The sequence below is a fragment of the Streptomyces sp. NPDC005878 genome (genome assembly GCF_040629815.1).
In the GTDB taxonomy this organism is placed as follows: Bacteria; Actinomycetota; Actinomycetes; order Streptomycetales; family Streptomycetaceae; genus Streptomyces.
The window spans coordinates 22,740-46,183 of the sequence record NZ_JBEXWK010000015.1 but is presented as its reverse complement, the minus strand read 5'-3'; the positions used below and the strand labels follow the sequence as shown (position 1 = coordinate 46,183).

At 73.4% G+C, this 23,444-nt stretch carries 19 protein-coding genes; 13 read left to right on the top strand and 6 right to left on the bottom strand.

What is annotated here, in order from left to right; translation table 11 throughout:
• Window positions 1-15 precede the first annotated feature (15 nt).
• The 5 genes from gmk to ABZ404_RS21925 all read left to right on the top strand — a co-directional run bounded on the left by gmk (window position 16) and on the right by ABZ404_RS21925 (window position 5,898).
• Window positions 16-609: a guanylate kinase gene (gene gmk, locus ABZ404_RS21945; RefSeq protein ID WP_358834428.1), complete on the top strand. Its 594-nt coding sequence runs from the start codon at window positions 16-18 to the stop codon at window positions 607-609.
• Window positions 610-634: 25 nt separating this feature from the next.
• Complete coding sequence (gene rpoZ, locus ABZ404_RS21940; protein ID WP_003970369.1) at window positions 635-907, top strand: DNA-directed RNA polymerase subunit omega; 273 nt, start codon at window positions 635-637, stop codon at window positions 905-907.
• Between the two features lie 92 nt (window positions 908-999).
• Window positions 1,000-2,202: a bifunctional phosphopantothenoylcysteine decarboxylase/phosphopantothenate--cysteine ligase CoaBC gene (coaBC, locus tag ABZ404_RS21935; RefSeq protein ID WP_358834429.1), complete on the top strand. Its 1,203-nt coding sequence runs from the start codon at window positions 1,000-1,002 to the stop codon at window positions 2,200-2,202.
• A 241-nt stretch (window positions 2,203-2,443) separates the two neighbouring features.
• Window positions 2,444-3,652, top strand: coding sequence for a methionine adenosyltransferase (metK, locus tag ABZ404_RS21930; protein WP_358834430.1), 1,209 nt, complete (start codon window positions 2,444-2,446; stop codon window positions 3,650-3,652).
• 98 nt (window positions 3,653-3,750) lie between these two features.
• Window positions 3,751-5,898 (top strand): primosomal protein N', encoded by a 2,148-nt coding sequence (locus ABZ404_RS21925; protein WP_358834431.1) that lies wholly within the window; start codon window positions 3,751-3,753, stop codon window positions 5,896-5,898.
• A 335-nt stretch (window positions 5,899-6,233) separates the two neighbouring features.
• Here the strand turns inward: ABZ404_RS21925 and ABZ404_RS21920 are convergent, their stop codons facing one another.
• Window positions 6,234-6,764, bottom strand: a complete 531-nt coding sequence (locus tag ABZ404_RS21920) for a hypothetical protein (protein ID WP_358990706.1) — start codon at window positions 6,762-6,764, stop codon at window positions 6,234-6,236.
• Between the two features lie 294 nt (window positions 6,765-7,058).
• On the opposite strand from ABZ404_RS21920, the gene fmt reads away from it, so the two are divergent.
• Window positions 7,059-7,988, top strand: coding sequence for a methionyl-tRNA formyltransferase (gene fmt / locus ABZ404_RS21915; RefSeq protein ID WP_358834433.1), 930 nt, complete (start codon window positions 7,059-7,061; stop codon window positions 7,986-7,988).
• Window positions 7,989-8,077: 89 nt separating this feature from the next.
• Entirely contained in the window at window positions 8,078-9,535 is a 1,458-nt protein-coding gene (locus ABZ404_RS21910) for a transcription antitermination factor NusB (RefSeq protein ID WP_358834434.1), read from the top strand.
• A gap of 49 nt (window positions 9,536-9,584) precedes the next feature.
• Here the strand turns inward: ABZ404_RS21910 and ABZ404_RS21905 are convergent, their stop codons facing one another.
• Window positions 9,585-11,771, bottom strand: a complete 2,187-nt coding sequence (locus ABZ404_RS21905) for an MMPL family transporter (RefSeq protein ID WP_358990703.1) — start codon at window positions 11,769-11,771, stop codon at window positions 9,585-9,587.
• A gap of 190 nt (window positions 11,772-11,961) precedes the next feature.
• Here ABZ404_RS21905 and rpe point away from each other — a divergent pair, with 190 nt between their 5' ends.
• A complete protein-coding gene (rpe, locus tag ABZ404_RS21900) occupies window positions 11,962-12,645 on the top strand; it encodes a ribulose-phosphate 3-epimerase (RefSeq protein WP_358835051.1) in 684 nt (227 codons plus the stop codon).
• Between the two features lie 79 nt (window positions 12,646-12,724).
• Entirely contained in the window at window positions 12,725-13,777 is a 1,053-nt protein-coding gene (locus ABZ404_RS21895) for a sugar-binding domain-containing protein (protein WP_358835052.1), read from the top strand.
• A gap of 220 nt (window positions 13,778-13,997) precedes the next feature.
• Here ABZ404_RS21895 and ABZ404_RS21890 read toward each other — a convergent pair whose 3' ends face one another.
• From ABZ404_RS21890 to ABZ404_RS21880, 3 genes are read right to left on the bottom strand one after another with little or no spacing between them, the layout of a single operon-like run.
• Window positions 13,998-15,170: an amidohydrolase family protein gene (locus tag ABZ404_RS21890; RefSeq protein ID WP_358835053.1), complete on the bottom strand. Its 1,173-nt coding sequence runs from the start codon at window positions 15,168-15,170 to the stop codon at window positions 13,998-14,000.
• A gap of 1 nt (window position 15,171) precedes the next feature.
• Complete coding sequence (locus tag ABZ404_RS21885) at window positions 15,172-16,500, bottom strand: glutamine synthetase family protein (RefSeq protein ID WP_358835054.1); 1,329 nt, start codon at window positions 16,498-16,500, stop codon at window positions 15,172-15,174.
• Between the two features lie 4 nt (window positions 16,501-16,504).
• On the bottom strand, window positions 16,505-18,049 hold the full coding sequence (locus ABZ404_RS21880; RefSeq protein WP_358835055.1) for an ATP-dependent DNA ligase: 1,545 nt from the start codon (window positions 18,047-18,049) through the stop codon (window positions 16,505-16,507).
• A gap of 58 nt (window positions 18,050-18,107) precedes the next feature.
• Here ABZ404_RS21880 and ABZ404_RS21875 point away from each other — a divergent pair, with 58 nt between their 5' ends.
• From ABZ404_RS21875 to ABZ404_RS21865, 3 genes are all read left to right on the top strand, one after another.
• Complete coding sequence (locus ABZ404_RS21875; RefSeq protein WP_358835056.1) at window positions 18,108-18,536, top strand: ribonuclease domain-containing protein; 429 nt, start codon at window positions 18,108-18,110, stop codon at window positions 18,534-18,536.
• Window positions 18,533-18,877: a barstar family protein gene (locus tag ABZ404_RS21870; protein WP_358835057.1), complete on the top strand. Its 345-nt coding sequence runs from the start codon at window positions 18,533-18,535 to the stop codon at window positions 18,875-18,877. The genes ABZ404_RS21875 and ABZ404_RS21870 overlap by 4 nt, the downstream gene beginning before the upstream one ends.
• A gap of 98 nt (window positions 18,878-18,975) precedes the next feature.
• Complete coding sequence (locus tag ABZ404_RS21865; RefSeq protein ID WP_358835058.1) at window positions 18,976-20,457, top strand: GuaB1 family IMP dehydrogenase-related protein; 1,482 nt, start codon at window positions 18,976-18,978, stop codon at window positions 20,455-20,457.
• Between the two features lie 151 nt (window positions 20,458-20,608).
• On the opposite strand, the gene ABZ404_RS21860 is transcribed toward ABZ404_RS21865, so the two are convergent.
• Window positions 20,609-21,592 carry a GDSL-type esterase/lipase family protein gene (locus tag ABZ404_RS21860; RefSeq protein ID WP_358835059.1) on the bottom strand — a complete coding sequence of 328 codons (984 nt, stop codon included), beginning with the start codon at window positions 21,590-21,592 and terminating at the stop codon, window positions 20,609-20,611.
• Between the two features lie 359 nt (window positions 21,593-21,951).
• Here ABZ404_RS21860 and ABZ404_RS21855 point away from each other — a divergent pair, with 359 nt between their 5' ends.
• Window positions 21,952-23,436, top strand: coding sequence for an amino acid permease (locus tag ABZ404_RS21855; RefSeq protein WP_358835060.1), 1,485 nt, complete (start codon window positions 21,952-21,954; stop codon window positions 23,434-23,436).
• The last annotated feature ends 8 nt before the right edge of the window (window positions 23,437-23,444 follow it).

The window sequence follows — 23,444 nt, the reverse complement described above, 5'->3', positions numbered from 1 at the left end:
TGGAATAATCGGTGCATGGCAGCTTCACCCCGGGGGTCATCCCCCGTACCCCCGGACGCACGTCCGCGGCTGACCGTGCTCTCCGGCCCCTCCGGGGTCGGCAAGAGCACGGTCGTCGCTCATATGCGCAAGGTCCACCCCGAGGTCTGGCTCTCGGTGTCGGCGACGACCCGCAAGCCGCGCCCCGGCGAACGCCACGGCGTCCACTACTTCTTCGTGGACGACGAGGAGTTCGACAAGCTGGTCGCCAACGGCGAACTGCTCGAATGGGCCGAATTCGCGGGCAACCGCTACGGCACGCCCCGCCGCGCCGTCCTGGACCGCCTGGAGGCCGGTGAGCCGGTCCTCCTGGAGATCGACCTCCAGGGCGCCCGGCTGGTGCGCGAGTCGATGCCGGAGGCCCAGCTCGTCTTCCTGGCCCCGCCGAGCTGGGACGAGCTGGTCCGCCGGCTCACCGGCCGCGGGACCGAGGCCCCCGAGGTCATCGAGCGCAGGCTCGCCGCCGCCACGGTGGAACTGGCCGCGGAGGCCGAGTTCGACACGACCCTGGTCAACACCTCCGTCGAGGACGTAGCGCGCGAGCTGCTAGCCTTGATGAGAGTTCTTTGATTTTTCACCCCTTCGGAAGGCAGACGTGTCCTCTTCCATCACCACGCCCGAGGGCATCATCAACCCGCCGATTGATGAGCTGCTCGAAGCAACCGACTCGAAGTACAGCCTCGTGATCTACGCGGCCAAGCGCGCCCGTCAGATCAACGCGTACTACTCGCAGCTCGGTGAGGGCCTGCTGGAGTACGTCGGCCCCCTGGTGGACACGCACGTCCACGAGAAGCCGCTCTCCATCGCGCTGCGCGAGATCAACGCGGGTCTGCTGACCTCCGAGGCCATCGAGGGCCCGGCCCAGTAAGCCTCCGTACGTGTGCCCACAGGCCCGGCAGTGTGACTGCCGGGCCTGTGGTGTGTCATAGGGGAGTACGTATCCGAATGCGGGGAGACGCGGTGGACAAGCCGAAGGTCGTTCTGGGAGTCAGCGGCGGGATCGCCGCCTACAAGGCGTGCGAGCTGCTGCGCAGGCTGACCGAGTCCGGGCACGACACGCGCGTGGTGCCGACCGCCGCGGCGCTGCACTTCGTGGGCGCGGCGACCTGGTCGGCGCTCTCCGGGCACCCGGTCTCCACCGAGGTGTGGAACGACGTCCACGAGGTGCCGCACGTGCGGATCGGCCAGGACGCCGACCTCGTCGTCGTCGCCCCCGCCACCGCCGACATGCTGGCCAAGGCGGCCCACGGCCTCGCCGACGACCTGCTCACCAGCACCCTCCTCACCGCCCGCTGTCCGGTCGTCTTCGCCCCCGCGATGCACACCGAGATGTGGGAGCACCCCGCCACCCAGGAGAACGTGGCCACGCTGCGCCGCCGGGGCGCGGTCGTCATCGAGCCCGCCGTCGGCCGCCTCACCGGCGTCGACACCGGCAAGGGCCGGCTGCCCGACCCCGGCGAGATCTTCGAGGTCTGCCGCCGGGTGCTGGCCCGCGGGAGCGCGGAGCGCGACCTGGAGGGCCGCCACGTGGTGGTCAGCGCAGGCGGCACGCGCGAGCCGCTGGACCCGGTGCGCTATCTGGGGAACCGTTCCTCCGGGAAGCAGGGGTACGCCCTGGCCCGCACCGCCGTGGCCCGGGGTGCCCGCGTCACGCTGATCGAGGCCAACACCGGGCTGCCCGACCCGGCCGGTGCCGACGTGGTCCGGGTGGGCACCGCCGTTCAACTGCGGGAGGCCGTGCTGAAGGCCGCCGCGGACGCGGACGCGGTGGTCATGGCGGCGGCCGTCGCCGATTTCCGGCCGGAGTCCTACGTCGCCGGGAAGATCAAGAAGAAGGACGGCCAGGAGCCCGCGCCGCTCACCCTGGTCCGCAACCCCGACGTCCTCGCCGAGCTCTCCGCCGACCGGGCGCGCCCGGACCAGGTGGTCGTCGGCTTCGCCGCCGAGACCGACGACGTCCTCGCCAACGGGCGCGAGAAGCTGCGGCGCAAGGGCTGTGACCTGCTGGTCGTCAACGAGGTGGGGGAGCGCAAGACCTTCGGCTCGGAGGAGAACGAGGCGGTCGTGCTGGCCTCCGACGGCACCGAGACACCGGTGCCCTATGGGCCGAAAGAGGCGCTCGCGGACGTGGTGTGGGATCTCGTCGCCCCGCGTTTCGCATAAATTCACGTACGCCCGAACAGCAGTCCCAAACCCGCCAAAAACCGTTCCACGACCCGCCGATGGAGGGCGATCTTCGTACCGCCCGCCGCGGTGTCGCAGGTCACAGAGCTTTCAATGTGCGAGACAAGTGGCCCGGTGAGCGGTACCGACCGATAAACTGGCGGTGGAACGACGCCGGGCGCAGCCTCCGGCCCGTTCCACCCATGATCAGCCAGCAGCCGCTGCAACCCCAGGGAGCATTGTGTCCCGTCGTCTGTTCACTTCGGAGTCCGTGACCGAGGGTCACCCCGACAAGATCGCTGACCAGATCAGCGACACGATCCTCGACGCGCTCCTGCGCGAGGACCCGACGTCCCGTGTCGCCGTGGAGACCCTGATCACCACGGGTCTGGTCCACGTCGCGGGCGAGGTCACGACCAAGGCGTACGCGCCGATCGCCCAGCTGGTCCGGGACAAGATCCTGGAGATCGGGTACGACTCCTCGAAGAAGGGCTTCGACGGCGCGTCCTGCGGCGTGTCGGTCTCCATCGGCGCGCAGTCCCCGGACATCGCGCAGGGCGTCGACACCGCGTACGAGAAGCGCGTCGAGGGTGACGAGGACGAGCTCGACAAGCAGGGCGCCGGCGACCAGGGCCTGATGTTCGGCTACGCCTGCGACGAGACGCCCGAGCTGATGCCCCTCCCGATCCACCTGGCGCACCGCCTCTCGCGCCGCCTCTCCGAGGTGCGCAAGAACGGGACCATCCCCTACCTGCGCCCCGACGGCAAGACCCAGGTCACCATCGAGTACGACGGCGACAAGGCCGTCCGCCTCGACACCGTCGTCGTCTCCTCGCAGCACGCGAGCGACATCGACCTGGACTCGCTGCTCGCCCCCGACATCCGCGAGTTCGTCGTCGAGCACGTGCTGGCACAGCTCGTCGAGGACGGCATCAAGCTCGACACCGACGGCTACCGCCTGCTGGTCAACCCGACCGGCCGCTTCGAGATCGGCGGCCCGATGGGCGACGCCGGACTCACCGGCCGCAAGATCATCATCGACACGTACGGCGGCATGGCCCGCCACGGCGGCGGCGCCTTCTCCGGCAAGGACCCGTCCAAGGTCGACCGCTCCGCCGCGTACGCGATGCGCTGGGTGGCCAAGAACGTCGTCGCCGCCGGCCTCGCGGCCCGCTGCGAGGTCCAGGTCGCGTACGCGATCGGCAAGGCCGAGCCGGTCGGTCTCTTCGTCGAGACCTTCGGCACCGCCACGGTCGACACGGACCGGATCGAGACCGCCATCGCCGAGGTCTTCGACCTCCGCCCGGCGGCCATCATCCGCGACCTCGACCTGCTCCGCCCGATCTACGCCCAGACCGCCGCGTACGGCCACTTCGGCCGCGAGCTCCCCGACTTCACCTGGGAGCGAACGGACCGGGTGGACGCGCTGCGGGCGGCCGCGGGTCTGTAACCCGCCCGGCTCCACGGCGGCCCCGGACCGGCACGGTCCGGGGCCGCCGTGCGTCCGGGCCCGGGCCGCTGTCAGTGGTGTCTGGTAGGAATTTGGCTGTGAGCAGCGAGAACGAGAAGCCGGGCGGGGGCGCCGAGGGGGGCGGGGCGGAGCAGCTCGCGCTGATTCGGGAGACCGTGCGCAAGGCCAAGGTGCCCAAGGCCAAGCCGCGGACCTGGCGCGGCGCCGCGCTTGCCAAGGCCCTGCCCGTGGCGCGGGTCGTGGTGGACAAGGGCGGGGTCCACCTCGACCGCTCCTTCGACTACGCGGTCCCCGAGGAGCTGGACGCCGACGCCCAGCCGGGGGTGCGGGTGCGGGTGCGGTTCGGGGCCGGGGCGCGCCAGGTGCGCGACGGGCGCCGGGAGGGCGGCGGGCTGATCGACGGGTTCGTGGTCGAGCGCCTCGCCGAGTCCGACTACTCGGGGCCGCTGGCCGCGCTCGCCAGTGTCGTCTCGCCGGAGCGGGTGCTCAGCCCCGAGCTGCTCGCCCTCGCCCGCGCGGTCGCCGACCGGTACGCGGGCAGCCTCGCGGACGTGCTCCAGCTCGCGGTGCCGCCCAGGAACGCGCGGGCCGAGTCCAAGCCCTCGCCCGAGCCACCGGGACCACCGCCGCCGCCCGACGCGGGGACGTGGGTGCGGTACGGGAACGGTGACGCGTTCCTGCGCGCCCTGACCTCGGGCGGGGCGCCGCGCGCGGTGTGGACCGCGCTGCCCGGCCCGTCCTGGGCCGAGGAGATCGCCCGCGCCGTCGCCGCGACCCTGGCGGGCGGGCGCGGCGCGCTGGTCGTGGTGCCCGACGGGCGCAGCGCCGGGCGGGTCGACGCGGCGCTCACCGCGCTGCTGGGCGAGGGGCGGCACGCGCTGCTGACCGCCGAGTCCGGCCCGGAGAAGCGCTACCGCCAGTGGCTCGCCGTGCGGCGCGGCTCGGTGCGGGCCGTGGTCGGCACCCGCGCCGCGATGTTCGCCCCCGTGGAGAAGCTCGGCCTGGTGGTCGTCTGGGAGGACGGCGACTCCAGCCACAGCGACGACCACGCGCCCTTCCCGCACGTCCGCGAGGTGCTGGAACTGCGCGCCACCCACGACAAGTGCGCGTTCCTGCTCGGCAGTACGAGCTGTACGGTCGAGGCGGCCCAGCTCGTCGAGAGCGGCTGGGCGGCGCCACTGGTGGCGGACCGCGCCACGGTACGGTCGGCCGCGCCCCTGGTGCGTACGGTCGGGGACGGCGAGCTGGCCCGCGACGAGGCGGCCCGGGCCGCCCGGCTCCCCAGCCTCGCCTGGCAGGTGGTCCGGGACGGGCTGAAGAGCGGCCCGGTCCTGGTCCAGGTGCCCCGGCGGGGCTATGTGCCCCGGCTCTCCTGCGAACGCTGCCGCACCCCCGCCCGCTGCCGGCACTGCGCCGGGCCTCTGGAGGCGCCGGACGAACGGGACCTGCGGTGCGGGTGGTGCGGGCGGGGCGAGCCGGAGTGGCGGTGCGCGGAGTGCGGTGGCGTCCGGCTCCGGGCACGGGTCGTGGGCGCGCGCCGGACCGCCGAGGAGCTCGGCCGGGCGTTCCCCGCCGTGCCGGTGCGGACCTCGGGCCGCGACCATGTGCTGGACAGCGTGCCCGGCCGTCCCGCGCTCGTCGTCTCCACCCCCGGCGCCGAACCGGTCGCCGAGGGCGGGTACGCGGCGGCGCTGCTCCTGGACGGCTGGGCCATGCTCGGACGGCCCGACCTGCGCGCCGGGGAGGAGGCGCTGCGCCGCTGGATCAACGCGGCCTCGCTGGTGCGCGGCCAGGACGAGGGCGGCACGGTCGTGGTCGTCGCCGAGCCGACCCTGCGGCCGGTCCAGGCCCTGGTCCGCTGGGACCCGGTCGGCCACGCCCTGCGCGAGCTGGCCGAGCGGGCCGAGCTGGGCTTTCCGCCGGTCTCCCGGATGGCCGAGGTCACCGGGCGCGCGGAGGCGGTGGAGACGTTCCTGACGAGCGTTCGGCTGCCGCCCGACGCGCAGATCCTGGGCCCGGTCCTGATGCGCCCGAGCGAGCCGGGCCGGGCCCGGCGCCCCGGTGACCCTCCGGTGGGGGAGACCTGGGAGCGGGCGCTGCTGCGCGTACCACCGGGCAGCGGCGCGGCCCTGGCCGCGGCCCTGAAGACCGCCCAGGCGGGACGGCTGGCGCGCGGGGGCGGTGATCCGGTACGGATCAGGGTGGACCCGCCGGACATCGGCTGAGGGCGGGCGGGAGAGCGGGGACGCGCGAGCGGGCGCGGGGCCGGGCCGCGCGGGGCCCGCACTCCGTATGCCTCGGGGATCAGGCCCCGTACACCCTGGGCATCCCGCCTTCGACCGCCTCGGGCGTCCGGCCCCGCACACCGGGATCCGGGGCCGGGCCTCCCAGGGCCCGCACTCCGTACGCCTCGGGGATCCGGCCCTGTCCACCCCGGGCATGCCGCCATCGGCGCCCCGGGCATCCCGCCCCCGTCCCTCCACGCAGCCGCCAAGGCAGGTGCCCCCGGCGCACGCTCGGGTGCGGCGAGGGCATTGAAGGGTGGGGGTCGGCTGTGGGGTCAGCCGTTGCGGGGGCCCGGGAACGCCGTCGTGCGGGCCTCCTCGCGCAGCGACTGCGTGGTCGCCGTCGGCTGGGGCGGCATCGAACGCGCGGCCGGCACGGCGGGGATCACGGCGGGCACCGGCAGCGTGCGCGTCACGGCGGCCTCGGCCGGGCGCTCGGCCTCGGCGCTCTGCGCGGCGGCCCGCCGCGCCCCGTAACGCCGGTGCACCGCCTGCTTGGTGACCCCGAGCGCCGAGCCCACCGCGTCCCAGGAGAAGCCCAGGGAGCGGTCGAAGTCGACCGCGGCGGTGACCAGGGTCTCCACGCTGTCCCGCAGCTCCTGGGCGAGCCGGACGGTGGGGGCGGGCGCCCGGCCGTAGACGACGAAGCCCGTGGAGGGGCCGGAGCGGCGCGGACGGTAGACGTTGCCGAGCTGGGCGGTGAGGGTGCGCAGCGCGTCCACCTGCCGGCGGACCCGCTCGATGTCCCGCACCAACAGGTGAAGACTGGCCCGTGCCTGGGCGTCGTGGGTTGCGTGGTCGGCCATGAACAAGCCTCTCGGACCGGCGTTGTTGAAAAGGGATCGGGCCGCACGCGCGGCCCGTTTCGGTCAATCTCTCTTGACCAACGCGCCACCCGCTCTTGTGGTCACGGTGCGGGGGCGTATGGGTACGTGCGCAGGGCGCGCGAAGTGGCGTACGCCCCTGTCCCGATACCGCGAAAGGAAACCCGAACAGCGCATTCGAACGTGAGGGGCGACGGCACGGCCGGGACACCCAACGGACCGGCACGGGCACGCAATAGACTGGGCGTCGCTCTCTACAAAGCGAGGTACTCCCCAGTGAAGCTCGTCTTCGCAGGCACCCCCGAGGTCGCCGTTCCCGCCCTTGACGCCCTGATCGCCTCCGGCCGGCACGAGGTCGCCGCCGTGGTGACCCGGCCGGACGCGCCCGCCGGACGCGGTCGCCATCTGGTGGCCAGCCCCGTCGCCCAGCGCGCCGAGGAGGCCGGCATCGAGGTGCTGAAGCCGGTGAAGCCGCGCGACGAGGACTTCCTGGCGCGGCTGCGTGAGATCGCCCCCGACTGCTGCCCGGTCGTCGCCTACGGGGCGCTGCTCCCGCAGGTGGCGCTGGACATCCCGGTGCACGGCTGGGTGAACCTGCACTTCTCGCTGCTCCCCGCCTGGCGCGGCGCCGCCCCCGTCCAGCACGCGCTGATGGCGGGCGACGAGATCACCGGAGCCTCGACCTTCCAGATCGAGAAGGGCCTGGACTCCGGTCCGCTGTACGGGACGGTCACCGAGGCCGTCCGCCCCACCGACACCAGCGGTGACCTGCTGACCCGGCTCGCCTTCGCCGGCTCCGGGCTGCTCGCCGCGACCATGGACGGCATCGAGGACGGCACGCTCAAGGCCGTTCCGCAGCCCGCCGACGGGATCAGCCTCGCCCCGAAGATCACCGTCGAGGACGCGCAGATCGACTGGACCGCCCCGGCGCTCCGGGTCGACCGCGTGGTGCGCGGCTGCACCCCGGCCCCGGGCGCCTGGACGCTCTTCCGGGGCGAGCGGCTCAAGCTCGTCCAGGCGGTGCCGGTCCCGGACCGTACGGACCTGGCGCCGGGCGAGCTGTCCGCGGGCAAGAACAACGTGTACGTGGGCACCGGCTCGCACGCCGTCGAGCTGATGTGGGTCCAGCCCCAGGGCAAGAAGCCCATGAAGGGCGCGGACTGGGCGCGCGGCGTGCGCATCGCGCCGGGCGAGCACGTCGGCTGAACGGGGCGCGCGGACCCGGGTGGGGGCGCGCGGCGAACAGTCGTAGGCTGGTCGGGTTCGCACCATCTGACCAGCGGAGCACCTTCCACGTGAACGATCAGCCGCACGGCCGTCCCCGCAGCAGCGACGGCAAGGGCGGCGGCAAGCCGTACCGCCGCCCCAAGAAGGACCCCGTCCGCGTCCTCGCCTTCGAGGCGCTGCGCGCCGTCGACGAGCGGGACGCGTACGCCAACCTCGTCCTGCCGCCGCTGCTGCGCAAGGCCCGCGAGGGCGGGAACTTCGACGGCCGCGACGCGGCGCTCGCCACCGAACTCGTCTACGGCACCCTGCGCCGCCAGGGCACCTACGACGCGATCATCGCGGCCTGCATCGACCGGCCGCTGCGCGAGGTGGACCCGCCGGTCCTCGACGTGCTCGCGCTCGGCGCCCACCAGCTGCTCGGGACCCGCATCCCCAGCCACGCCGCGGTCTCCGCCAGCGTGGAGCTTGCCCGTGTGGTGCTCGGCGACGGCCGGGCCCGGTTCGTCAACGCCGTACTGCGCAAGATCGCGGCGGACGACCTGGACGGCTGGCTGGAGAAGATCGCGCCTCCGTACGACGAGGACGCCGAGGACCACCTGGCCCTGGTGCATTCGCACCCGCGATGGGTCGTCTCGGCCCTCTGGGACGCGCTGGGCGGTGGCCGCGCGGGTATCGAGGACCTGCTGGAGGCCGACAACGAGCGGCCCGAGGTCACCCTCGTCGCCCGCCCCGGCCGCTCCACCACCGATGAACTCATGGACGCGCTCGGCGAGGACAGCGCGCTGCCCGGCCGCTGGTCCCCGTACGCCGTCCGGATGGCCGAGGGCGGCGAGCCGGGTGCGCTGGAGGCCGTGAAGGACGGCAGGGCCGGTGTGCAGGACGAGGGCAGCCAGCTGGTGGCCGTCGCACTCGCGAACGCACCGATCGAGGGGCGCGACGAGCGCTGGCTGGACGGCTGCGCCGGTCCCGGCGGCAAGGCGGCGCTGCTCGCCGCGCTGGCCGCCGGGCGCGGGGCGTCCCTGCTCGCCTCCGAGAAGCAGCCCCACCGGGCCCGGCTGGTGGAGCGCGCGCTCGCCGGCAACCCCGGCCCGTACCAGGTGATCACGGCGGACGGCACCCGGCCGCCGTGGCGGGAGGGCTCCTTCGACCGCGTCCTGATGGACGTGCCGTGCTCCGGTCTGGGCGCGCTGCGCCGCCGCCCCGAGGCCCGCTGGCGCCGGCGCCCCGAGGACCTGGAGGGCTTCGCGCCGCTCCAGCGCGGGCTGCTGCGCGAGGCGCTGTCGGCGGTCCGGGTGGGCGGTGTCGTCGGATACGCGACCTGCTCGCCGCACCTCGCCGAGACGCGGATCGTGGTGGAGGACGTGCTCAAGGGCCGGGGCGGGGCTCCCGTCGAGGCCGAGTGGATCGACGTACGGCCGCTGATGCCGGGCGTCGCGGGGCTGGGCGAGGGACCCGACGTCCAGCTGTGGCCGCATCTGCACGGCACGGACGCGATGTATCTGGCGCTGCTGCGCCGCACGGCGTGAGTGAGGGCCCGGAGTCGCGAACTCCGGGCCCTTTCCGTCCTGTTGGGGGCTAGGGGACGGGAGCGCGGGCCTCGGCCGGGGCGCGTCCCTCCTCGGGTTCCCGTGACAGCCGGTGCGGCCACCACACCTTGCGCCCCACGTCCAGGAACAGCGAGGTCACCAGGATCGAGCGGACCACGAAGGTGTCCAGCAGGACGCCGAGTGCCACCGCGAAGCCGATCTCGGCGAACGCCGTCATCGGGAGGGTGCCGAGCACCGCGAAGGTGCCCGCCAGGACCAGGCCCGCTGAGGTGATCACCGCGCCGGTGGCGGCCAGACCGGTCACCACGCCCCGGCGGGTGCCCTGGCGGGCCGCCTCCTCGCGGATGCGGGTGGACAGGAAGATGTTGTAGTCGATGCCCAGGGCCACCAGGAAGACGAAGACGAACAGCGGGAAGTCGGTGGACTCGCCCGCGTAGTCGAAGAGGTGGCGGAAGGCGAGCGCGCTGATGCCGAGCGCCGCAGCGAACGACAGCACGACCGTGCCGATCAGCAGCAGCGGCGCCACCAGCGCCCGCAGCAGGATGCCCAGGACGCACAGCACCACCAGCAGCACCAGCGGGATGACCAGTTTGTTGTCGTGCGTGGTGGCCTTCTCCATGTCCAGGACGGCCGCGGTGCCACCACCCACGCGCGCGTGGGCGCCGGGCACCGCGTGGACCGCGTCCCGCACCCGCTCGACGGTCGCGTGCGCGGCGGCGCTGTCCGGGCGGGCGGTCATGGTGGCTTCGAGCAGCACCTCGCCGTCGTGCCCGGCCGCGGTGCCCGGGGGCACGCCGACCGACGCGGGCACCACGCCCTCGGTGGCCGCCACCGTCCGGCGCACCTCCGCGGCCCGGTCCGCCGCCGTGATGATCACCAGGGGGTCGCCGCTGCCCGCCGGGAAGTGCTTCGCCTGCACCTCGGCGCCCACGATCGAGTCCGGTCTGCCGGTGAAGGAGTCCGCGTTGCCCAGACCGTCCGCCTTCAGCTGGAGCAGGCCGAACGAGAGCGCGGCCAGCACCGCGGCGGTCGTCACCCAGACCGTACGGGGGCGGGTGGCGATCCGGCGGCCGGTGTGCGCCCACACCCCGCGCGCTGTCGGGTCGGGGGAGCCGAGGACGGGTCTGGCCGGCCAGAAGATCCAGCGGCCGAAGACCACGAGCAGCGCCGGGAAGAGTGTGAGCATGGCGAGCAGCGCGACCGCGACGCCGATGGCCGCGACCGGGCCGAGGCCCTTGGTGGAGTTCATCTCGGCCACCAGCAGGACCAGCATGCCGAGGATGACGGTGGCGCTGGCGAGGACCGCGGGCCCGGCCCGGTGCAGGGCCAGCGCCATCGCCTCGTGGCGGTCCTCGTGGCGGCGCAGCTCCTCGCGGTAGCGGGAGACGAGCAGCAGCGCGTAGTCGGTGCCCGCGCCGAAGACCAGCACGGTGAGGATGCCCGCGCTCTGCCCGTTGACGGTCAGGCCCGCGTGCCGGGCCAGCAGATAGATCACGGCCTGCGCGGCGGAGAGCGCCCAGACCACCGAGATCACCGGCACCAGGAGCAGCGTGGGACTGCGGTACGTGATGAGCAGCATCACCACGACCACCGCGAGCGCGGACAGGAGCAGGGTGGAGTCGATGCCGGAGAAGGCCTTGGCGAAGTCGGCCGAGGTGCCGCCGGGGCCGGTGATGTGCGTCTGGAGGCCGCTCCGCGAGGTGCCGGACCGGTCGCGCAGCCGGTCGACCGCGTCCGCGATGTGGTTCCAGCCGTTCTTGTCCATCTTGATCGGCACGAGGATCTGGGCGGCGGTGTTCGCGGGGTCGAACAGCGGTCCCCGGACGCGGGCGCCCTGGATGCCGTCCGCGCTCAGGGCGCGCATCGCCGCGGCGTCGGCGGTGATCTTCTGCCGGTCGGCGGCGGTGAGGCCGCCGTCGCGCGCGTAGACGACGATCGCCGGGACCTCCTCGGGCCTGAACGCCTTGGCGGAGTCGAAGACTTGGGTCGACTCGGCGCTGCCCGGCAGCCAGGAGGTGGCGTCGTTGTCCTGGGCGTCGGTGAGCTTGGAGGCGAGCGGAAAGGCGACGGCGACCACGATCAGCCAGAGGACGAGCACCAGCCACTTGCTCCGCCGCCCGCACACCAGCCACGCGGCCGAGCGCCGTCCGGGCCCCTGCCCGTCCGGCGCGGGATGATCCTGCTGCGGGTTCCGGTGCGTGCGCGCGTCGGACATCACGTCCCCCAGGGCCCGCGGTCGGCGCGGGTTGCCGCTTCCGAAATGGCCTGAAACACCAGGATTACACGGAGCGTCCCGGTCCGGCGAGTCGTGGGAGAGGCGTAGGAGAGACGTAGGTCTCGCCTCCCGCGGGCACCGAGTCCGTACCGTGGCAGGCAAGTGGTGCGAGGCATGGCAGGCTTGGGGCATGGCTCAGATCAACCCCAGCATCCTCTCCGCCGACTTCGCGCGTCTCGCCGAAGAGGCCAAGGCCGTCGAAGGCGCCGACTGGCTGCACGTGGACGTCATGGACAACCACTTCGTGCCCAACCTCACGCTGGGTGTGCCGGTCGTGGAATCCCTGCGCCGGGCGACGGGCACCCCGCTGGACTGCCATCTGATGATCGAGGACCCCGACCGGTGGGCCCCGCAGTACGTCGAGGCCGGCGCCGGGTCGGTCACCTTCCACGCCGAGGCCGCCGCCGCGCCCGTGCGGCTCGCGCGGGAGATCCGGGCGAAGGGGGCGCGGGCGTCGATGGCGCTCAAGCCCGCGACGCCCATCGAGCCGTACGAGGACCTGCTGCCCGAGCTGGACATGCTGCTCATCATGACCGTGGAGCCGGGCTTCGGCGGCCAGCCGTTCCTGGACGTGATGCTGCCGAAGATCCGCCGCACCCGGGAGCTGATCTCCAAGCACGGCCTCGAACTGTGGCTCCAGGTGGACGGCGGAGTCTCCGCGGCGACCATCGAGCGGTGCGCGGAGGCGGGCGCGGACGTCTTCGTCGCCGGGTCGGCCGTCTACGGAGCGAAGGACCCCGCCGACGCGGTGCGTACCCTGCGCTCCATGGCGGAACGGAGCACGGCTGACGCCCCCTGGGCATGCGGCCACTGAGCCACGGCTCGGTGAACGCGGCCCTCCGGGGCTGATCAAGGACCGTTGGATCTGACAGGATGAACAGCGAGTCCAGAGTGTGAACAGCAGTGAGGAGATCGCGGTGTCTGCAATGTCGGCGGGTCGGTCAGCCCTGCGGATGGGACCCGCGGAGCTGGTGCAGGCGGCGGCGATGGCCCGCCGCTTCTATCTGGAGGGCAAGTCCAAGATCCAGATCGCGGAGGAGTTCGGCGTCAGCCGCTTCAAGGTGGCCCGGGTCCTGGAGACCGCGCTGGAGCGCGACCTCGTGAGAATCGAGATCCGCGTCCCGGCGGAGCTGGACGCGGAACGCTCGGACGCGCTGCGCGCCCGGTACGGGCTGCGGCACGCGGTCGTCGTCGAGTCCCCCGAGGCGGGCGAGGACGAGTCGTCGCCCGACCCCGAGAACCTGGGCGAGGTCGCCGCCGACCTCCTCGGCGAGCTGGTCAGCGAGGGCGACGTGCTGGGCCTGGCCTGGGGCCGGTCCACCATCCACATGGCCGCGGCCCTCGACCGGCTGCCGCCCTGCACGGTCGTGCAGCTCACCGGGGTGTACGACGCGGGCACCGCCGAGCGCGGCTCGGTCGAGGCCGTACGGCGCGCCGCCCAGGTGTCCGGCGGCGACGCCCACCCCATCTACGCGCCGATGCTGCTGCCGGACGCGGCCACCGCGGCCGCCCTGCGCAACCAGACCGGGATCGCCCGCGCCTTCGAGTACTTCGACAAGGTGACCGTGGCCGCCGTGTCCATCGGCTCGTGGGAGCCGGGCATCTCCACGGTGCACGACATGCTGACCGACGAGGAGCGGGCGCACTACGCCTCGCTCGGCGTCGCGGCCGAGATGTCCGCCCATCTGTTCGATGCCGAGGGGCGTCGGGTCGGGCGGGACCTCGGGGAGCGGTGCATCACGGTCGAGGCGGACCGGCTGCGGCGGATTCCGGAGGTCGTGGCGATCGCCGGGGGTGCGCGGAAGGCGTCGGCGATCGACGCGGTGCTGCGGTCGGGGCTGGTCACCAGTCTTGTGACCGACACCGCCGCGGCGGACTTCCTGCTGCACGAGACGGGTGCGCAGCCTCGGCCCGCGCTGAACCGGGCGGACCCGGACGGGGACTGAGCCCCCTTCCCTCCCCGGGTGGGCCCGGCCCCCATGTGGGCTTCGCCCCGGTTCGTGGTTTTCTGTCTGCGGGCCGGTGGGGCTTGGTCGCGCAGTTCCCCGCCCCCCCCTTGGAGGGGCCGGCCCCGTCTTTTTGTCCGCGGGCGGGTTGGGGCTGGCGCGCGGTTCCCCGCGCCCCTGGGGGTGGGGATGTCCCACCACGTAGGCCCAGGCCCCCCGGTCAGGTGTACACGCGTTGCGCGTTCTCGCTCGACAGGAGGCCGGTGACCCGGTGCGCGTCCGCGTGCGACCACGCTCCCGATGCCGTCCACGTTTCCAGGAGTTCGTTCAGGCCCTCCCGGAACAGGCGCGCCCCGACCACGTACAGCTCGGGCAGGCCGTAGGCGTCCGTGGAGAAGAGCAGCTTGCCGAACGGGGTGAGCTCCAGCATCTCGGCCAGGACCGCGCCGGCCCGCGCCCCCGTGTGGCTGAGGGTGAGGCCCATGTCCGCGTACACATGCGGGTACACATGGGCGAGGTAGGCGGCGTTGCGGTGGTACGGGTAGCCGTGCAGCAGGATCAGCGGGGTGCCCGAGCGGCGCGTGGCGCGGATGAAGTCCGTCAGGAGCAGCGGGTCGCAGCGGTGCAGCCGTAGGTCCGGGTCGCCGAAGCCGGTGTGCAGCTGGAGCGGGAGCCGGGTCGCGACCGCCGACCACAGCAGATGGCGCAGCAGCACCGGATCCTTGAGACGGTCGCCCTTCGGCCGTTTTTTCAGCCAATTCGCCGCCGCGTCCCGTACCTCGTGGAGCGCGGGCGGCTCGGGGGCGAGGTCGAGCCCGTACCGGTAGGCGGCCACCGACTTGAAGCCCACGGCCGTGGTCGCCGCCGAGCGGACGCGCGCCGCCAGCTCCGCCAGGAACGCGTCCGCGTCCCGCGTCGTGTCGGCCGCGAGCTCGGCCAGCCGCTCCAGGCGCACGATCTCGTGGACCGGGGCGCCGCTCAGCTCGGCGAGCTCGTCGGGGCCGGTGATGTCGCCGGGCAGGCCGGTGTCCATGACGTACGCGCCGATCCCGCTGCCGCGCAGGAGCAGCCGGGTCGCCTCGCGGGCGCCGAGTTCGGCGCGCCGGGCCAGATAGCGCTCCGGGGTGCAGTGCGGCTCCAGCCCCAGCAGCGGCGGGCACCAGCGGCGCACCGCGAAGCCGAGCTGGGTGTCGAAGAAGCTCGTCCCGGGCGCGGCGGGCCCGTCGGCCTCCGTCAGGAACGCCTCGAAGGCGGCAGGCCCGGGGTCCGTGCGCAGCACGCCGTGGCAGTGGTGGTCGAGGAGCGTGCCCGCGGGGACCTCGACCGGTGTACGGCGGAGCCGGTCGTCGGCCGCCTCCCCGGGCCGCGCCGGCGCCCCCTCCCGGCCGCCCATCTCAGTACCGCCCCCGCGTCGCGTCCGCGATCTCCTGCGGGGACCTGCCCTCGAACAGGGCCGACTCCGCCTGGCGGACCGCCGCGAACGCCTCGAAGAGCGGGTCGCCCATGGCCTCGCGCAGGACGGCGGACGCGGTGAAGTGGCGCAGCGCCTCGGGCAGCGAGGCGGGCAGGCGCGGCGAGCCGCCGACCGTCGCGGGGTCGCCCGAGACCGGCTCGGGCAGCATCGCCTTGGCGTCCAGGCCCGCGAGACCCGCCGCGATCACCGCGCCCACCGCGAGATACGGATTGGCGGCCGGGTCGAAGCACTTGACCTCGGCGTTGGCGGCGTCCGGGTCGTCGGGCGCGCCGGTGATGAAGCGGAGGGCGGCCTCCCGGTTCTCGTGCCCCCAGCACTGGAACGCGCCGGCCCAGCGGGAGGGTTCCAGGCGGAGGTAGCTGGCGGGGGAGGGGGCGCCGACGGCGACCAGGGCGGGCAGGGCCGCCAGGACGCCCGCCAGGAACGCCTCGCCCTCGGCCGTCATGGCGAGACGGCCGTCACCGCCGCCGCACAGGTTCCGGCCGTCCCGCCAGAGGCTGAGGTGGAGATGGGCCCCGTTGGCGACGCCGCCCGGGGTGACCACGGGGCCGAAGAAGGGTGTGAGGCCGTGCCGTACCGAGACCGCGCGGATCGTCTCGCGCACCAGCACCGACAGATCCGCGGCTCCCACCGGATCGGTGGGGGCCACCGACACCTCGAACTGGCCTTCGGTGTACTCGGGGTGGATCTGCAGCACATCCACCCCCTGGTCCAGCAGTGCGCCGAGCACATCACCGAGGTACGCGGACCGCTCCACGACCCGCGCCATCCCGTACGCCGGGCCCTCGAGCGCGGGCGCGACCGTCCACTCCGTCTCGAAGCCCATGCGCAGCGAGAGGCCCCGCTCGGCGGCCTCGACCGTCATCCGCCGGGCGAACAGCCGCTGGCAGCCCGGGTGTTCACCGCCCCGCTGGTCGTAGCGGTCGACCGGGGCCCAGGCCCAGCCCGGCTGCCCGGCGAGCACGGTCAGCCGGTCCAGGTCGGGGAAGAGCCGCAGATCGCCGTCCGGGCCGCCGCTGAAGCGGCTGGAGGTGGCCGAGTCGTCCACCAGGAAGGCGTCGAAGCACGGCGACATCCCGACCCCGCGCTCCACGACCGAGGGCAGCCGGGCCGCGGGCACCGCCTTCACGCGCGCGATGCCCGCGTTGTCCACCGAGGTCAGCGCCACCGCGCGGACCCCCTCGGAGGCCAGCCGCGCCGCCTCCTGCCGTGCCCGCCGTACCCGCTCCCGCACCTGCTCCGACCCCACTGCCTCAGTCCCTCCCGCCGCCCAGCTGCTTCACCGTGGCGACCGTGTCCGCCTCCGAGGCGCTCTTGTCCTCGCGGTAGCGCACTACCCGTGCGAACCTCAGTGTCACCCCCTCCGGGTAGCGGGACGATCTCTGCACCCCGTCGAAGGCGATCTCTACGACGAGTTCCGGCCGCACCCGCACTCCCCACGGCTCCTCGGCCACCGCCAGCTCCCGCAGCCGCTCGGTCTGCCAGGCGAGCAGCACATCGGTGAGACCCTTGAACGTCTTGCCCAGCATGGCGAACGAGCCGTCCGGGCGGCGGGCGCCCAGGTGCAGATTGGAGAGCCGGCCGGTGCGCCGGCCGTGCCCCCACTCCGCCCCCAGCACCACCAGGTCGAGGGTGTGCACCGGCTTGACCTTCAGCCAGGACGCGCCCCTGCGGCCCGCGCTGTACGCCGAGTCCAGCGCCTTCACCACCACGCCCTCATGGCCGCGCTCCAGCGTCAGCGCCGCGAACTCCCCTGCCTCCGCCCGCTGTTCGGGATCGGCCGGGTCCTCCACCACCACCCGCCGCACCCGGCGCGGCTCCGGTGCCACCCGGACCAGCTCGGCGCAGCGCTCCCGCACCGGCAGATCGAGGAGGTCGCGGCCGTCCACCGAGAGCAGATCGAAAAAGACCGGAAACAGTGGCAACCGGTCCTGGGCGCCGGCCACGTCCAGCCGGGAACCCACCCGTCCCGCGATGTCCTGGAACTGCCGGGGCCGCCCCTCCCGGTCGAGCGCGATCACTTCGCCGTCGAGGATCGCCCGCTCGGCCTGCAACTCGCGGGCGGCGGCCACCACTTCGGGCAGCCGTGCGGTGATCTCGTCGAGCGTACGGGTGAAGACGCGCACCTCGTCGCCGTCCCGGTGGACCTGCACCCGGATGCCGTCGAGCTTCTCCTCCACCGCGCACGGGCCCAGCCGGTCCAGCGCCTCGTCCACGTCCTTGGCGGTGTGCGCCAGCATCGGCAGCACCGGCCGGCCCACGTCCATCCGGAAGGCCGCCAGCGCGTCACCGCCACCGCCGAGGAGTGCCTGGGCCACGGCCCCCAGCGAGCCGCCGAGCATCACCGCGCGCCGCACTTCCGCCGCCGGGGCGCCGGTCGCCCGGGCGAGGCCCTCCACGGCCGCCGCGTCGAGCGCGCCCTGGCGGACCTCGCCGGTGATCAGACCGATGAGGAACCGCTGCTCCTCCTCGGTGGCGGCGGCCATCAGCTCGCGCGCCAGCCGTCCGCGCTCGCCCTGGGCGCCCTTGCCCGACAGCGCGCCGATCCGGTCGAGGGCCGCGTCGACCTCCTGGACGGTGAGGGCGGGGCTCCCGGCGGGCGGCGGGCGGTCCTTCAGGGTGCTCCAGCCCAGGCCCGTACGGCGCTGCGGCAGCCGACCCGCCAGATAGGTGACCACCAGCGGGGCCTCGGCCGGGGCGGTCTCGCGGAACAGCGCGGCGAGCAGGGCGGCCTTCCTCGTACGGGAGGAGGTCGCCGCGATCTCGCGGGAGGTCGTGGCCACGTCGGCGAGCAGCATGTCCCCATCCTCACCCGGTCCGTTCGCGCCCGCAGGTCCGAGGTGGCAGCATCGGCGCATGCCCACCAGGTCCGTCCGAACGACCGTCGCCGCCCTGCTGGCGTGCCTGGCGCTGCTGCTCGCGGGGTGCGGGGGCGCCGGGGAGAAGGACGCCGGGCCGTCCCGCGCCGCCACCGCCACCGCCGCCGCCACGCCCGGCTGGGCCCGCGGCATGGCGACCGTCCGCGTCGGCGGGCTGCCCGCCGAGGCCCGGCGGACCCTGGAGCTCGTCGACCGGGGCGGCCCCTTCCCGTACAGCAAGGACGGCACGGTCTTCGGCAACGCCGAGAAGGCCCTGCCGCGGCACGCGCGCGGCTACTACCACGAGTACACGGTGACCACCCCGAAGTCGCGCGACCGCGGCGCCCGGCGGCTGGTCACCGGGCAGGGCGGCGAGATCTACTACACCGGCGACCACTACAAGACGTTTCTGGCGGTGCTGCGATGACGGCCGACCCCTTCGACGCCGTACGGGCCACCGGCTGGCAGGTCGACGTGCTCGACCTCACCGGGGTCACCGACAAGGCCGGCTTCATGGACCGCTGCGCCCGCGCGCTGCGCCTGCCGGAGTGGTTCGGCCGCAACTGGGACGCCCTCGCCGACTGCCTGGGCGATCCCGACTGGGGCCCGGCCGACCCCGGCCGGCTGCTGGTGGTGCGGGGCTGGCAGGGGTACGCGCGGGCGCGGCCGCAGGAGTGGGAGACGGCCCGGGACGTGCTGGACGAGGCGGCGGCCGACGGTGACAGCGGCACCCTGGCGGTGGTGCTCGCCCTCGGCACGTTCGTCTGATCGCACCAGGACCCTTCCCGGCCTCTGGAGGATCGGCCCGGGCGGCGCGAACACCCGGACATGGGACAATGAAGTACGTGCGTTTAGCCCCGGCTGAAATGCCTGGGGTCACTCCGATCGACTGGGATGTTCTGCACGTGCGTTTCCTCAATGACATCAAGCCGCCGTACGACCTGACGTACGACGATGTGTTCATGGTCCCCAGCCGCTCCGCGGTGGGCTCCCGCCAGGGCGTCGACCTGGCCTCGCCCGACGGTTCGGGCACCACGATCCCGCTCGTCGTCGCCAACATGACGGCCATCGCGGGACGGCGGATGGCCGAGACCGTGGCGCGCCGCGGCGGAATCGTCGTCATCCCGCAGGACATCCCGATCGAGGTCGTCACCGACGTCATCACCTGGGTCAAGACGCGTCACCACGTACTCGACACCCCGATCGTCCTCGCGCCGACCCAGACTGTCGCGGACGCGCTGGCGCTGCTGCCCAAGCGCGCCCACAACGCCGGTGTCGTCGTCGACGCCGAGCAGCGCCCCGTCGGTGTCGTCACCGACGCCGACCTGACCGGCGTCGACCGCTTCACGCAGCTCTCCGAGGTCATGTCCAAGGACCTGCTGCTGCTCGACGCGGACATCGACCCGCGCGAGGCGTTCAACAAGCTCGACCACGCCAACCGCCGCTACGCCCCGGCCGTGGACAAGGACGGCCGCCTCGCCGGCATCCTCACCCGCAAGGGCGCCCTGCGCGCGACCCTGTACACCCCGGCCACCGACGCCTCCGGCAAGCTGCGGATCGCCGCCGCCGTCGGCATCAACGGCGACGTGGCGGGCAAGGCCAAGCAGCTCCTTGACGCCGGCGCCGACACGATCGTCGTGGACACCGCCCACGGCCACCAGGAGTCGATGATCGCCGCGATCAAGGCCGTCCGCGGCCTGGACCCGCGGGTTCCGATCGTCGCGGGCAACATCGTCGCCGCCGAGGGCGTGCGCGACCTCATCGACGCGGGCGCCGACATCATCAAGGTGGGTGTGGGCCCCGGCGCGATGTGCACCACCCGGATGATGACCGGTGTGGGCCGCCCGCAGTTCTCCGCCGTCCTGGAGTGCGCGGCCGAGGCGAAGAAGTACGGCAAGCACGTGTGGGCTGACGGCGGTGTGCGCCACCCGCGCGACGTCGCCATGGCGCTCGCGGCCGGTGCCTCCAACGTCATGATCGGCTCCTGGTTCGCCGGTACGTACGAGTCCCCGGGCGACCTCCAGCAGTCCGCCGACGGCCGGCTCTACAAGGAGTCGTTCGGCATGGCCTCGGCCCGCGCGGTGCGCAACCGCACGAGCGAGGAGTCCGCGTACGACCGGGCCCGCAAGGCGCTCTTCGAGGAGGGCATCTCCACCTCGCGGATGTTCCTCGACCCGACCCGGCCGGGCGTCGAGGACCTGATCGACTCGATCATCGCGGGCGTCCGCTCCTCCTGCACCTACGCGGGCGCGAGCTCGCTCGCGGAGTTCGAGGAGAAGGCGGTCGTCGGCATCCAGTCCGCCGCCGGTTACGCGGAGGGCAAGCCGCTGCACGCCAGCTGGAGCTAGGCGCCCCGCGGGCCCGGTCCTTCGTCCGCGGGTTCGCCGTGGCCGATCGCGCGGTTCTCCGCGCCCCTGAAGAGACGGCCCCCCGTGCCCCTGTGGAGATGGCCCCCCGCGCTGTGCGCGGGGGGCCATCTCCCTATGCGGGGTCCCGGCTCTATACGTGGGGCCGCAGCGCCTCCGCCACCGCCGCCGCGACCTTCGCGTGGCCGCCGTCGTTCGGGTGCAGACCGTCCGCCAGGTCGTCCTCGGTCACCAGGCCGCGTCCGGAAAGCACGTGAAGGCGGCTGTCGCCGTCCGCGACACGGTCCCGGGCCGCCGCCTCCATCGCGGAGCGCAGGGCGCCCAGCGTGGCGCCCAGCGCGTTCGGGGTGCGCTCGGCGGCCGGACGCAGCAGCGGCGAGAGCAGCAACAGCGGGGTACGCGGATGGCCCCGGCGCACCAGGGCCAGGAACGCCCTGGTCGTCTCATACAGCAGCGTCGCCGAACTCGGCACCGCCGACCAGCAGTTGGTGCCGAAGGCGAGGGTCAGGACGTCCGCCGGCAGAGTCGCGAGTTGTTCGGCGACGGCGAGTTCGCCGCGGGCGGCTCCCGCGTAACCGAGGTTGACGGTGTCCAGGCCGAGCGTCCGCCCGGCCACCGCCGGCCAGGCGTGGGCGGGACGGGTCGACCACCAGCCCTCCGTGATCGAGTCGCCGTGGACCAGCCAGCGCGGCCCGCGCGGGGCGGGCGTGAGCGTGCCGCCGACCCCGCGCAGGGCGAGGACGCGCGGTGCGCGGTCCTGCGGCGGATGGAGGGTGAACGGGCCGCCGCCGGGCGGGAGTTCGAGGACCGCGACCGCCTCCTCGGCCGGGGTCACGGCCGTCTCGTGGACGAGGCGGCCGTCCGCCCACAGCGCGAAGGTGTGGGCCAGGGAGCGCATCTCCTCGCCCGGCGCGGGCACCTCGGCGCGGTAGTGGATCTCCACCGCCGACGCCCCGGCGGCGGTGAACTCCAGCCGCACCCCTATCGGCAGTCCGGCCCGCTCCGCGGTGTCCCAGGGCAGTCGTGCCAGGTCGTCGGGGTCCGCCCGCACCGGCGCGCCCTTCGCGTCCCGCCACGCCACCCCGCGCAGGAACGGATCCGGGTCCAGCCAGGTCATCGACGCCTCCGATCGGGGTACCCGGACACACGTCGGCAGGGGTGTCGGGGACCTCACTCCTACCCCGCCGGGCACGGCCCGATCACACCGTTGACGCACGGATCGAACACTGATGCGCAACAAACACCCATCCGTCGCGCTTGTGCGCAATGATCATTCACCGATGCGCAAGGTTGCTGCATTACGAGCGGGAAGCGGAACCCTTTACTCTTCTCGCGATACGTGGAGTGGCGGCGACCGCCTGCTCGGCGGTACCGGCCACGGTGTGCTCAGTCATGCCCGGATTGCCCCTTCGTACGGGAAGGGCCGGACCGTCGTGGTCGCCGACGTCCGAAGGCAGCGACAAGGAGCCCACTGAAGTGTTGGACCACGGCACAGCGCCCCCCACCGCAGCAGCACCGGCCACCGGGGCCCCGCGCCCCGGCAACCCGCTGCTGCGGCGCAAGCCGGTAGAACTGCTGGTCGCCGAGGGTGGCAAGGGCGAGGGCGGCACTCTGCGCCGCACCCTCGGCATGTGGCAGCTGACCATGATCAGCATCGGTGCCACGCTCGGCACCGGCATCTTCGTCGTCCTGGGCGAAGCCGTCCCCAAGGCCGGACCGGCGGTCACCCTGTCGTTCGTCCTCGCCGGACTCACCGCGCTGTTCTCCGCGCTCTCCTACGCCGAGCTGGCGGGCTCCATCCCGGTCGCGGGCTCCTCGTACTCCTACGCGTACGCAACGCTGGGCGAACTCGTCGCCTGGGTCTGCGGCTGGTGCCTGATCCTGGAGTACGGCGTCTCGGTCGCGGCCGTGGCCGTCGGCTGGGGGCAGTACCTCAACGAGCTGCTCGACGGGACCATCGGCGTCACCATCCCGGACGCGCTCTCCGCGCCGCCCGGCGACGGCGGGATATTCAACCTGCCCGCGCTGATCGTCGTGCTGCTCGCGATGGTGTTCCTGCTCGGCGGCGCCCGGGAGTCGGCCCGCGCCAACACCATCATGGTGGCGGTCAAGATCGTCACCCTGGTGCTCTTCTGCTCCATCGGCATCATGGGCTTCAAGTCCGGCAACTACTCCGACTTCATGCCGCTCGGCATGGCCGGTGTCAGCGCCGCGGGCTCCTCGCTCTTCTTCTCCTACATCGGTTTCGACGCCGCCTCCACCGCCGGTGAGGAGGCCAAGAACCCGCAGCGCGACCTGCCGCGCGCGATCATGCTCTCGCTGATCATCGTCACCGCGCTGTACGTGCTGGTCGCCGCGGTCGCCGTGGGCGCCCGCCAGTGGAAGACCTTCGAGGGCAGCGAGGCGACCCTCGCCGCGATCATGAACGACGTCAGTGGCCAGACCTTCTGGGGCACGCTGCTCGCGGCCGGCGCCGTCATCTCCATCGCCAGCGTGGTGCTGACCGTGCTCTACGGCCAGACCCGCATCCTGTTCTCGATGTCCCGCGACGGCCTGGTCCCCAAGGTCTTCGGCAAGGTCAACCCCAAGACCGGCACCCCCCGCGCCAACACGGTCATCGTGTCGCTCTTCTGCGGTGTGCTCGCCGCGGCCGTCCCGCTCGGCGACCTCGTCGACGCCACCAGCATCGGCACGCTCTTCGCCTTCGCGCTGGTCAACATCGCGGTCATCGTGCTGCGCCGGACCCGCCCGGACATGCCGCGCACCTTCCGCGCCCCGCTCGGCTGGGTCTGCCCGATCCTCGGCTTCTTCTTCTGCATCTACATGATGAAGGGCCTCGGCACGTCCACCTGGACCGTGTTCGGAGTCTGGATGGCCGTCGGTCTCGTGATCTACTTCGGGTACGGCATCCGCCGCTCCCGACTGGCCACGGCCACGGACACCGTATCCGCAGAGAAGTGATCCACCCG

Excerpts from the sequence above, each read along its gene's own strand:
- gmk (WP_358834428.1), top strand. The coding sequence starts at position 16 with ATGGCAGCTTCACCCCGGGGGTCATCCCCCGTACCCCCGGACGCACGT.
- ABZ404_RS21920 (WP_358990706.1), bottom strand. The coding sequence starts at position 6,764 with ATGGCCGACCACGCAACCCACGACGCCCAGGCACGGGCCAGTCTTCAC.
- ABZ404_RS21905 (WP_358990703.1), bottom strand. The coding sequence starts at position 11,771 with ATGTCCGACGCGCGCACGCACCGGAACCCGCAGCAGGATCATCCCGCG.
- rpe (WP_358835051.1), top strand. The coding sequence starts at position 11,962 with ATGGCTCAGATCAACCCCAGCATCCTCTCCGCCGACTTCGCGCGTCTC.
- ABZ404_RS21890 (WP_358835053.1), bottom strand. The coding sequence starts at position 15,170 with ATGGGCGGCCGGGAGGGGGCGCCGGCGCGGCCCGGGGAGGCGGCCGAC.
- ABZ404_RS21880 (WP_358835055.1), bottom strand. The coding sequence starts at position 18,049 with ATGCTGCTCGCCGACGTGGCCACGACCTCCCGCGAGATCGCGGCGACC.
- ABZ404_RS21875 (WP_358835056.1), top strand. The coding sequence starts at position 18,108 with ATGCCCACCAGGTCCGTCCGAACGACCGTCGCCGCCCTGCTGGCGTGC.
- ABZ404_RS21870 (WP_358835057.1), top strand. The coding sequence starts at position 18,533 with ATGACGGCCGACCCCTTCGACGCCGTACGGGCCACCGGCTGGCAGGTC.
- ABZ404_RS21865 (WP_358835058.1), top strand. The coding sequence starts at position 18,976 with ATGCCTGGGGTCACTCCGATCGACTGGGATGTTCTGCACGTGCGTTTC.
- ABZ404_RS21860 (WP_358835059.1), bottom strand. The coding sequence starts at position 21,592 with ATGACCTGGCTGGACCCGGATCCGTTCCTGCGCGGGGTGGCGTGGCGG.